The 10,901-nt window shown below is 36.8% G+C and carries 13 protein-coding genes; 7 read left to right on the top strand and 6 right to left on the bottom strand.

What is annotated here, in order from left to right; all coding sequences use genetic code 11:
- Positions 1-633: DNA ligase LigA-related protein (locus ACQR30_RS07490; protein WP_429733507.1), on the bottom strand; the 633-nt coding region annotated here is incomplete at its 3' end.
- A gap of 407 nt (positions 634-1,040) precedes the next feature.
- Between ACQR30_RS07490 and ACQR30_RS07485 the strand changes: the two genes are divergently transcribed.
- Entirely contained in the window at positions 1,041-1,583 is a 543-nt protein-coding gene (locus ACQR30_RS07485; RefSeq protein ID WP_429733504.1) for a DUF5606 domain-containing protein, read from the top strand.
- 128 nt (positions 1,584-1,711) lie between these two features.
- The gene (locus ACQR30_RS07480) at positions 1,712-3,433 is read left to right on the top strand and encodes a M3 family oligoendopeptidase (RefSeq protein WP_429733502.1); all 1,722 of its coding nucleotides are present in this window, start codon (positions 1,712-1,714) and stop codon (positions 3,431-3,433) included.
- 166 nt (positions 3,434-3,599) lie between these two features.
- Here the strand turns inward: ACQR30_RS07480 and ACQR30_RS07475 are convergent, their stop codons facing one another.
- The 3 genes from ACQR30_RS07475 to ACQR30_RS07465 form a co-directional block, all read right to left on the bottom strand.
- Positions 3,600-3,866 carry a hypothetical protein gene (locus tag ACQR30_RS07475; protein WP_429733499.1) on the bottom strand — a complete coding sequence of 89 codons (267 nt, stop codon included), beginning with the start codon at positions 3,864-3,866 and terminating at the stop codon, positions 3,600-3,602.
- Between the two features lie 17 nt (positions 3,867-3,883).
- The gene (locus ACQR30_RS07470; protein ID WP_429733496.1) at positions 3,884-4,090 is read right to left on the bottom strand and encodes a type II toxin-antitoxin system VapC family toxin; all 207 of its coding nucleotides are present in this window, start codon (positions 4,088-4,090) and stop codon (positions 3,884-3,886) included.
- A gap of 80 nt (positions 4,091-4,170) precedes the next feature.
- Positions 4,171-4,338 carry a DUF6364 family protein gene (locus tag ACQR30_RS07465; RefSeq protein ID WP_429733493.1) on the bottom strand — a complete coding sequence of 56 codons (168 nt, stop codon included), beginning with the start codon at positions 4,336-4,338 and terminating at the stop codon, positions 4,171-4,173.
- Between the two features lie 679 nt (positions 4,339-5,017).
- Between ACQR30_RS07465 and ACQR30_RS07460 the strand changes: the two genes are divergently transcribed.
- Positions 5,018-5,350: a YegP family protein gene (locus tag ACQR30_RS07460; RefSeq protein WP_429733491.1), complete on the top strand. Its 333-nt coding sequence runs from the start codon at positions 5,018-5,020 to the stop codon at positions 5,348-5,350.
- 269 nt (positions 5,351-5,619) lie between these two features.
- On the opposite strand, the gene ACQR30_RS07455 is transcribed toward ACQR30_RS07460, so the two are convergent.
- Positions 5,620-6,129 carry a hypothetical protein gene (locus ACQR30_RS07455; protein WP_429733488.1) on the bottom strand — a complete coding sequence of 170 codons (510 nt, stop codon included), beginning with the start codon at positions 6,127-6,129 and terminating at the stop codon, positions 5,620-5,622.
- Positions 6,130-6,991: 862 nt separating this feature from the next.
- Here ACQR30_RS07455 and ACQR30_RS07450 point away from each other — a divergent pair.
- From ACQR30_RS07450 to ACQR30_RS07440, 3 genes are all read left to right on the top strand, one after another.
- Positions 6,992-7,558 (top strand): sigma-70 family RNA polymerase sigma factor, encoded by a 567-nt coding sequence (locus ACQR30_RS07450; protein WP_429733486.1) that lies wholly within the window; start codon positions 6,992-6,994, stop codon positions 7,556-7,558.
- Between the two features lie 12 nt (positions 7,559-7,570).
- Entirely contained in the window at positions 7,571-7,846 is a 276-nt protein-coding gene (locus tag ACQR30_RS07445) for a hypothetical protein (RefSeq protein WP_429733484.1), read from the top strand.
- A gap of 105 nt (positions 7,847-7,951) precedes the next feature.
- Positions 7,952-8,455, top strand: a complete 504-nt coding sequence (locus ACQR30_RS07440; RefSeq protein WP_429733481.1) for a YkgB family protein — start codon at positions 7,952-7,954, stop codon at positions 8,453-8,455.
- Between the two features lie 188 nt (positions 8,456-8,643).
- Here ACQR30_RS07440 and ACQR30_RS07435 read toward each other — a convergent pair whose 3' ends face one another.
- Positions 8,644-9,831 carry a YbfB/YjiJ family MFS transporter gene (locus ACQR30_RS07435; RefSeq protein ID WP_429733479.1) on the bottom strand — a complete coding sequence of 396 codons (1,188 nt, stop codon included), beginning with the start codon at positions 9,829-9,831 and terminating at the stop codon, positions 8,644-8,646.
- 520 nt (positions 9,832-10,351) lie between these two features.
- Between ACQR30_RS07435 and ACQR30_RS07430 the strand changes: the two genes are divergently transcribed.
- Positions 10,352-10,690, top strand: a complete 339-nt coding sequence (locus ACQR30_RS07430; RefSeq protein WP_429733476.1) for an NAD(P)H-binding protein — start codon at positions 10,352-10,354, stop codon at positions 10,688-10,690.
- The last annotated feature ends 211 nt before the right edge of the window (positions 10,691-10,901 follow it).

Genomic DNA, 10,901 nt, shown 5'->3' with positions numbered 1-10,901 from the left:
TTCAGCCTGCCTGTCATTGAATTTCTTAAAAGATTTTTTGGACATCAAAACCTCGCCCCGAATCTCAACTTGTTCCATACCGTACTTGGAGAATGGCGCATGCAAGGGAATCGAACGGATTTGTTTAATATTGGTGGTAATGTTTTCCCCCGAAATACCATCGCCGCGCGTAACGGCACGTACCAGAAGATCTTTTTCGTATAACAAAGAAATACTGGCACCATCAAATTTGGGTTCCACACAATATTCCACAACGTCTAAAGCCGCTGCTTCCCGCGCTTTCCTATCCCAATCTTTCAAATCTTCCGCATTATAGGAGTTCTCTAAAGACAACATGGGCACCAAATGTGCGGTTGTCGCAAATTGATTGGTCAAACTTTTTCCTACGCGTTGTGTCGGCGAATCCGGCGTAATCAACTCGGGATATTCCGCTTCAAAATGTTCCAATTTCTTATATAATACATCATACTCTGTATCGGTAACCAAAGGATTGTCCAACACATAGTAACGATATTCGTGAAAACGCAACAATTCTCTAAAAAGCCCTGCATCTATTGGTTGCAAAGGACGCGCGTCTTTTAAAAACTGCTGTGACTGCTGTGTATATAGTTTAGTTTGTTCAGGAGAAAACATAGGAATATATGTAGTGAATTTTTATTGTATGATTTTTTAAATAGAAATAATATTTGATTAAAAATAGACCCTCGCCGGCAATACCTTAAAACTATAACCGAAAAGGGTGAGCCCGTCAATATCAAAATTTGTTTGTTCTATACTTGCCTTCTTTTAATAAATGGATTATCAGATCCATCATTATTCATCTATTTACTTCTTATCCCCAATGTTTAAAAGCATTTTACAAAAAAGGATAATCATTAGCACTGCCAAAAATAACCACTAAAAATCAAAAAGAGCAACTTACTAAATCGATTCAACCAATATTCGCATTTCTTTCCCCTCTTCCAGCACGCATTAATGGCTTAAAATTTCCAAATTATCAAATTATCACTTACATTCGCAACCTCAAAATAAATTTTTAGATGGAATACAACAAAATAATTTCCGTAACCGGAATGAGCGGTTTATTTGAATTAGTAGGCAATAAAGCCGATGGTGCAATTGTGCGTTCTTTGGAAGACAACAGCACTAAGTTTGCTTCTTCTCGCAGTCATCAGTTTTCACATTTGGAAAGTATCGAAATATATACCGTCCGTGAAAATGTAAACCTGGTGGATATTTTAGGCGCGATGAAAAAAAGTAGTGAAAAGCTCCCTGATTATAAAAATAATGCCGAAGTAAAAAAGTATTTTGAAAAGGTATATCCCGATATGGATTTCGATCGTGTTTATTCCAGCGATATGAAGAAGATGGTGCGTTGGTACGGCATTCTAGAAGCTAATAAAATTGATTTTGAATTAAATAAGGTAGAACCCGAAACCGCCGAAACGAAAGTTGAAAAAGCGGAAGAAGAAAAGGCACCCGCAAAAAAATCGGCCAAAAAATCGGAGCCAAAAACTGAAAAAGCAGAAGAAGAAAAGCCCAAGAAAAAAGCAGCCCCGAAGAAAAAGAAAGAAGCAGAATAGACCTAGGTCATTGCTACCATATTATAGCGCGACCAAAGACATGTTAAAAGTGCTTTGGTTGCGCTCTTTTATTTTTATTTTTGTACAATGTATGCTCATCATTTATCGTTTATAAATCAAAATTTAATATGTCATATACGGCCGATATAAAAAAACTGCCTAGGAAATTCGTACCAAATGATTTTAAAATCACTACTTGGGAAGCGTTGGAACCTTATTTCAAAAATCTTTTAGATAGAGCAATTCATTCAAAAGCAGATTTAGAAAGCTGGTTGCTTGATATGAGTGAAATGGAAGCCGTGGTAAGTGAAGACGCTTGCTGGCGTCAGATAAAAATGACCTGCGATACTACCGACAAATCCTTGGAAGAAGCGTTTACTTTTTTCTGTATGGAAATCCAACCTAAACTGCAACCCTATGCCGACGCCTTGAATAAAAAGTTGGTCAACTCTGTTTATCTAAAGGAATTGGACCAACAAAAATTTGCTACTTATCTACGCAGCGTGAAGAAAAGTATAGAACTTTTTCGAGAAGCAAATATTCCAATTCAGGCGGAGTTAAGTGTATTACAACAACAGTATGGCGTTATTGCTGGTAAAATGTCTATTGAAGTAAATGGAGAAGAATATACTTTACAACAAGCGGCCAAATTCTTTGAAAACCCGGATAGAAAATTACGCGAAGAAGTTTATTTTAAAGTTCAGCAAAGGCGTTTGCAAGATAAAGACGCGATGAATAGTTTGTACACGGAGTTAATTCAGAAACGTCAGCAAGTGGCAAAAAATGCAGGCTTCAGTAATTATCGCGATTATAAATTCGAAGAACTGGGTCGCTTCGATTATACCAAAGAAGATTGTTTTCAATTTCACGAAGCAGTAAAATTACACGTGCTTCCTTTAGTGGAAAAAATCAATTTATACAAAAAGACAAAATTAGGTCTGGATGATTACAGACCTTGGGATACCGAGGCAGAAGTTGAAGGAGTAGAACCGTTGCGCCCTTTTATTGACGGAAAAGACTTGGTGCAAAAAACCGAAAAGTGCTTTAATGCTTTGAATCCGTTTTTTGCCGACTGTTTAAAGAAAATGCAAGAGCTGCATCATTTTGATTTGGATAGCCGCAAAGGAAAAGCACCAGGTGGCTATAACTGCCCTTTGGCCGAAAGTGGTGCTCCATTCATCTTTATGAATGCTGCCGGTCAAATGAGCGACGTGACAACCATGGTTCACGAAGGCGGACATGCTATTCATTCTTTTTTAGCACATCCATTGCAATTGAGCGCATTTAAAGAATATCCAATGGAAATTGCAGAAGTAGCAAGTATGTCCATGGAACTATTTAGCATGAATCATTGGGATGTATTTTTTGATAATGAGGAAGAACTAAAACGCGCCAAGATTCATCAATTGGAAAGAGTCATTACCATCTTCCCCTGGATTGCCATTATTGATAAATTTCAACACTGGGTATATGAGAATCCAAACCATACTTTAGCAGAAAGAACGGAGAACTGGATGAAAATATTGAATGATTTCTCCACCAATACTGTAAATTTTGAAGGCTTGGAAAAATTTAGAGAAATTGCCTGGCAACGTCAATTACATCTATTTGAAGTACCTTTTTATTATATCGAATATGGTATTGCGCAGTTGGGTGCCATTGGTATGTGGATGCAATATCAGCAAAATCCTCAGCAAGCTTTGGAGAACTACATGAAAGCTTTGAGCCTAGGCGGAACTAAAACCTTACCTGAACTATTTGAGGCAGCAGGTTTACAATTTGACCTATCCCCTGCTCATATCAAAAAGTTGATGGATTTTGTGCATGTGGAATTAGGAAAATTATTATAGCAATTACTAAAAACAATTACAATGATTGCAACGTAAGGATATGGGGCAGGCAGCCCATCAGATTCGCTAAAATTCATTAAAACCTTTGGATTTTGAACGGCGCGAAGTAGGCGAAAATGGCATGTTGATGGATATCTTATACAGTTTATACAGTGGTGTTTGTCATTCAGATATCCACCAGATGCGCAGTGAATGATGACCGGCAAGATACCAAATCGTTCCGGGTCACGAGATAGTAGGGCATATTGCTAAACGGGAGTAAAGGAATATTAGGAGTCATTACGGATAATTCACTTGCTTTATAATCCTTAATATTCCTGGTTACTATTATTTCTATTCCTTTCTCATTTTTAGCGGAAAAGTTCTGCAGTGCATCTTCAAAATATTTAAAATTAGAGTTTAGAGCCTCCAAAACAGTTTGCTTATTTATCATTGAAATGCTGACAATATTTAATAACTTTTTAAGTTAGCAATGACCTTTTCGTGTTTGGCTGTTTTCCTCAAAAGGTAATAAATATTACTAATCATTACTGGTGTTACAAAACCCAGGATTTCTCCTTTTTCACACAGGCTAAGCACTTTTGAGGCATCGTCCGAAAATGGTTTCCGGTCGAAAAAGAAATCGAGAATTACATCGGTGTCAATTAAAATATGCATTATAGATACTTTTCTGATAGGCGGTTTGTAAGCTCCTTTTTATAATCAAAATCCCTAGGGAGCTTAAAGGTGCCTTTTAATCATTTTACAATGGGCGTCACATCGTCGTCGTTATTTGCCGACCCATTCGTCAAGGCCTTCAGGTAATTTTCAATCAAATTAGATAGGCTTCTTTCTCTTTTCCCTGCATATTTTTTAGCCCTCTCAATAACGGACTGCTCTATTGTCAATGTGAGTTTCGTATTCATTACGTTTGCTTTTAAGCAAAGTCACAAAAAAAATCAAGATACATATTATAATAGATTAACTCATGTCACTGTAACTTAACTACATAAAAAACTTTATCTGATCCCTTTCTCACCGCTAAATGACAATACGAAGCAATACGAACCGCTCCAAAGTCAATACTGAGGCGGTATTTTTAATTTACCAACCCAATTTATACCATTCTGAACCGTCTGCAAGGGAACAGTTCGATTACCAAGTTTGTTCACTATTTTTGACAGCCGAGAAACGCTATAATGATTTACAGTAGATAGTTTCAGCCGGCTTTTCTCTGCTTCGTATTATCTAGTATTTTTTTGTGCCAATAATAATATTTGCCTTCATCCAAATTATTTTGCAAATAAAAATCTTTTACACTTCGCGCTTCTGGCTTACTACGCAATAAGTCAACATTGCTATCGCTGGCGTAGTCTGCATTTGTTCCATCATAGTATTTTGAGCAAAACTAATTCCCCCTTGTCTCCACTATATACGTGCTTGGTCGTACACTTACTTTTGAACAGCGATGTTAAGTATCCTTTCGTAATTGATATGGCAACAATTTAAAAATAATTCTCCGTCAAATTCTGATTAGGTTGTTAAAAGAAGAAAATCTTTCTGTACCTTACAAATACATTTTTCATAAATCTAAAAAATTAATCTATGTCAAAATTTGTAATTTCTAAAAGAGTAAACGGAGAATTTCAATTCAACTTGCAAGCTGGGAATGGAGAAGTAATTCTTACAAGTGAAGGCTATACAACTATGGCCAGCTGCAATAACGGTATTGAATCCGTAAAAAAGAATTCACAGGACGATAGCAAATTTGAGAAAAAGACGGCATCCAATGGAAAGTTCTTTTTTAATTTAAAAGCAACCAATGGTCAAATCATTGGCAGCAGTCAAATGTATACATCTGAACCAGGTCGAGACAATGGAATCGCATCTGTTAAAAAAAATGCTCCTACGGCTGTCATTGACAACCACGTTGCTTAAGAATATAATACTTTGCAGTTTGACGGCCTAGATTATTATTCATGTAGAGCTTCCATCTTAAACCTAAAGCAAATACCTGGAAATTTACCATCAATAAGGCATGTCGAATTTTTCTCTGGATCAAGGTACAGAACTCATTTTTAAATCTGAGTGAGTGGAGGCTTTAATCTTACAATTTGAATACCCAAAAATCTTTTTTTCACTAATAAAAATAAAGACTCAGCAATTATCTGCTGAGTCTTTATTTTTCTATACAGTGAGACCAAATCTTACAGTCGAACTTGTAAATTCAATCTCACACCTGATGGAGGATTGTTGTAGTAATCATAATAAGATTGCGGATAAGCATCCAGCGGCACGTTATTCATATATTCTATCCTTGCATTATCAAGATCTACTCCGGCAATTATAGATGGAACAGCAACTGAGAATAACCATTGCCCTCTATTTCTATATACGTATCCCCTTCTCCTTGCATCATAAAAAACATGATAATCGGGAAAATAAACATGTCTTCTATAATTGTAACCGTGCGCTATTGCCCAATCTTGGCGTCCATGCCTTCTTGGTGCGTAATAGTCGTCTCCATGGGCGTGACTATAATGTCTGTAACGATTATCATGTTCATAACGATCATCATGTCTATAATCTACGATATAATTATCACGCCCATGTTTATCATGTCCATATGCATGTCCATTTCCATGTTCTTTATACTCATGCTTGTCTTGATGCCAGTTTTGCCCCCTACCCCTGCCTTGTGCAGAAACCGACCCCATAAAAGCGAATGATGCTATCGCTAGTATTGCAATATAAAGTTTATTGTTTTTCATTTCATAAATGTTTAAAAGTAAGAATTATTATTTACCACTCAAATCACTCAAACACCGTGTTTAACCTAAGACCGCAAGTTTTGGTCCAAAGTTTAATTAAGAGGTTAATAAATTTTCGATAAAAGATAGGAAGCAATTTACCTTTCGTTATACAATCCACTTTTGTATGTATGCCCAGGATATGATTTTCAAATTCCAAATCCTTATTTATAGCACTATCGAAACTGCTGCAATTATCTCAACAGCAGTACTTTTGAATCTTACCATAGCGAAGAATTTCTATTTAAATTATTCTCCACAAATGTCCCCCGAAAAGGTTCTTACATGCTGGGTGACGTTCTTCTGTTACGGGCACGAAAATATCTCGCCTGGCAAATATTTCGTTTGCTTTACTGATAAGCCAACAGATACGATTCTTTAGTTATATTCTTTCATTGGTGTTGTCGCCTCACTTCCGTCCGTAGGTCGTGGTGAGTTGGTTTTAGCTTCTTTTTATAAATTATGTAAGGGTTTGGCCATTCATACGACTAAAAGTAATGGCACGTGTCTTTAACCAGAGATACCAGCAATCAAATTCATAATACACCGTTATTTATAATGAGAAAAAAGGGGTCTTATAAATAAATAATGGTTGCGTTATTTTTTTGTTGCATATTTTTGGAGTGAAGATACGAATGGAACAATCCAAGTAATAGCCACCCGGGCAAGAGAGATTGCCCATTTTGAAAAGTTCAGAATTAATGCGCTATTTCACTAACACAATCTACAATACTAAAAATTAAATACTTAGTATAACAGGGAAAACAATATGACTGATAATCAATTAAATGTCATCAATCCTCATAAGTGGGCAGAAAAATATGCCGACTATCTGTATGCCTATGCCCTACGTCGGCTGGATGATAAAGAGCAGGCAAAAGATCTTGTGCAGGAAACCTTTCTAGCGGCTTTAGAAAAAGTGGATAAGTTTGAAGGCCGAAGTTCAGAAAGGACTTGGCTCACGTCCATCATAAAAAACAAAATTTTTGACATCTACAGAGCAAAGACCTCGGCTTTAAAACATTTGACACTTTGCGAAGCCTATCCTCAATATTTTAATCAGGAAGATGGTCATTGGAAAGTTGATTTGAGACCGCAAGAATTTTATGCACAAGAGAAAAATGTGTTGGAGAATCAAGAATTTAATCGGGTTCTGGAGCAATGCCTGAAAAAATTACCTGCGCTATGGATTTTAGTTTTTAAACTAAAATTTATGGAAGAGGAAAATACAAAAGAAATCTGCAATCAATTAGATGTAACCCCAGCCAATTATTGGGTGATCATTCATCGTGCTAAAGTAAGCCTAAGAGCATGTTTGCAAAAGCATTGGTTATAAAAAAATTAAGCCATGAGTAAAGAAAGGAAAATAGCTACCAATTGTGAAAAGGCAACTTTTATGATTGAGAAGAAAAAAACTGCGGCTCTATCATTGAAAGAAAATTTAGAATTAACCATTCATCTTGCCGGTTGTGAAGTATGCAGGATATACCAACGTCAAAGTAAAATTATCGATAAAGTAGCGTTTGATATCTTTGTCAAACCCGTCGATAAAGAAATACAATTAGATAAGGATTATAAAGAAAAATTGCAGAAAACTATCGATGAAAAATCGAAAAACATTTAAATAAATACCGTTTTCCGTTTCTATTCGCGGATAGAAAAAAAATTGTAAGGTTTTGCTACATTTAAATACTAAGTAACAAAATACTCATATTTAAAACTTACATTTATGAACAACGCAAATGGTATTGCAGATCTGCAACTCGGAATAAAATTTGAGAACATCGGTGCAAAAATTATCCGATTTGGTCTTGCTCTCGTATTAATCTGGATAGGATTTTTGAAATTTACCGCTTATGAAGCCATGGGAATCAAAGGCCTTGTGGTGAACAGCCCCTTCTTCTCTTGGACTTATCCGGCATTTGGTGTGCGGGGTTTTTCCAATATATTGGGCGGGATTGAAATTGCATTAGGGATATTAATTTGCTTAAAGTCTATTAATCCAAAAGTTTCTTTTTGGGGCAGTCTCGGTGCAATTGTAATGTTTATTCTTACACTTACTTTTTTACTTTCTACGCCCGGTATTATCCAAACGGGATTTTCTTTTCCCTTTATCTCGCCGATGCCAGGCCAATTTCTTTTAAAAGATTTTGTATTATTAGGTGCGGCGGTATGGACTGCAGGAGATGCCTTAGCCGCTTTAAAACAAAAAGCCAGCTTTGTCCCAAGATAGATTGGCATTTAAAAATTTTAATGCATTATTCTACACGCAATAGTGCATTAAAATTTACAGGTAGGCGCCAAAATTATAAAAGCAGGCGTTTCATCAAATAATATGACGAAACGGTGGTGCGTTTACTACTCGTTCCCACCATAAAGAAACTACACTGGCTATAGTTATGCGTGTAATTTACTCCTGTCTTATTTGAGTTTTTTATCAGTATCGATAAAACTCAACATTGCACCAAAAACCAATGCAATGGTGCCAATGGCAAACAGCATTTGGTAAGAATGAAAAACAGAAAACAAGTACGTTGACAGATAAGCCATACCAGCATAAACTAAAGAAAATCCAATTGTCATCCAGCTCCACAATTTTTTTTGATATTCAGATCTTACCAGTTCTACGCTACGACCTGCGGTCAAAGAAACTAAGCCTAAGGCCTGGCTTCCCAAAAACACACTCGATAAGCCCAGGCTCCAGTTGGCTGTGCAGAAAACGGGAAGGCAGACCCCTGTCGCCATTACCAGTAAACTTATACTTATACTTTTCTTAAATCCTATTTTATCTGCCATAAATCCGGCAATAATCGGCCCAATCGCTGCCGCCAATCCAAGCAGCACCCAAAATTTAGTTCCTGTTTGAATGCCTTTGCCTAAACCCCGGCTAATGAAATCTACCCAGAATATCGTGTGTGGTGCAAAACCAACGGCCGCACACACATAAGAAATAAGTAAAAATAGGGCCGCGCGCGGAAATAAGTGGCCGCGATGACTTGGATGCTTTTCGAGGTTGGGTGGCAGATGTTTTTCATTGCTGCCTGCAGGCCAGCCTCTCCATACGATAGCTATTAGTAATAGAGACGTGCCGGCGAATGTGAGCCATGTTATCGTAATGCTCCGTCGAACGAGAACCGGGATAATTGTTCCAGCTAAAGCTATTCCAATACCTACTCCGGAAAAAATAATTCCACTTATAAGTCCTTTGCTTTTGGAAACTGTGTGTTTAAATATGGTCGGTGCAGTCGTTATCATGAGAATGCCTCCTGTGGCGCCAGCGACAAATCTCAATAGGAAATAAATTTTAAAATCAAGAGGGATCGCACATAGGGCAAACGTGAGGATGAGTAGTGCCAATGCAATCCTGATTAAAGTGACAGAGGGAATAAATCTATTAAAATAGGTCGCCAGCATTGAACCGGCAATATATCCGGTTAAATTAGCCGCTCCGAGATAATCGGCCTGACTAACAGAGAACCACCGGTGGTTGATAAGCGCCGGAATAAGAGGCGGGTAGCCAAATCTACCAATACCATTGGCAATTAATAAGGTTACTAAACCCGTAAACGCAGGCATAAAACCCGTAGAACCCTTTGATGGATAGCGCATGGTAACTTTGCTGTTTCAACGGCGAAGTTATTACTAACTTTATATCGAAATTGCACTTAAAGAAAAAGGTAAACCAATTATAATTATCAACAAAGAAAAATTTAAATTAATTCTTTAATATGACGAGTCCTGAAATTATAGAAGAAAAAAACAAAATAGTTCGCGGGCTTGAAATAGCCTTTCAAAGACTATTGGAGTTTAAAAAACAAAAGAACAGTCCGCTTGTTATCATGAAGGATAATAAAATTATTGAAGTATCAGTAGAGGAATTTATCAAGAATCGCTCTGCGTATCATAAGCCCAAGTCAGCCGTCTAAAAACGCAGGAAGCAGCACTGTGGCAATAATTGCAAATATCAATTTTAATGTAAGGCATTTTCTGAAATAACATAAGTTCTGTATTGGCAAAGAATTTATAATCAATTATTTGCCAATATAAAATCTACTGAAAATTGCTGTAAAATATTGATGTTGTTATCTCAACGATCGGTATAACTCAACAAAAAGACGGCCTGACCTATATGGATGTGGATTATCAGGTAAATATCAATTTACTTGAAGAAGCCATACGAAATGGCGTTAAAAGATTTATTTACATTTCTATTCTCAATGGTGATAAATTAACCCATCTTAAAATCTGCAAAGCAAAAGCGAAATTTGTTTCAGCCCTTAAAAACTCGGGATTAGATTATTGTATTGTTCGTCCCACAGGATATGAGCGAGTTTTATCAGATGGCAAAGAAAGGAAGGATTATGTTATTTGGCAGCGGAGCGAACGAAATGAATCCCATTCACGGCGTAATCGCATGATCAACACAAGAACAAAACTTAACTCAAGAACAATTAGGAGAATTTGTTGAGGTGCAGAAAGCTCAAAAATCTCTAAAATCGAAAACAGCGTTAAGAACGAAGGGTCTGGGACCATTCAGAAAGTGTTTGACGCCTTGCGCACAAAAGTAAACTTCAGCGTAGAGCTGCATAAGAAAAGATTAGCTTACTGCGACAATATACTAGGCAGTCGAGACTGTAATTTAAACTGTGTCATATCATAATATTTTGTAATTTTAAATT

The sequence above is a fragment of the Arachidicoccus sp. genome (assembly GCF_050436765.1).
In the GTDB taxonomy this organism is placed as follows: domain Bacteria; phylum Bacteroidota; class Bacteroidia; order Chitinophagales; family Chitinophagaceae; genus Arachidicoccus.
Note: the sequence above shows the minus strand (reverse complement) of the source record. Positions and strands in the feature narration are given on the sequence as shown.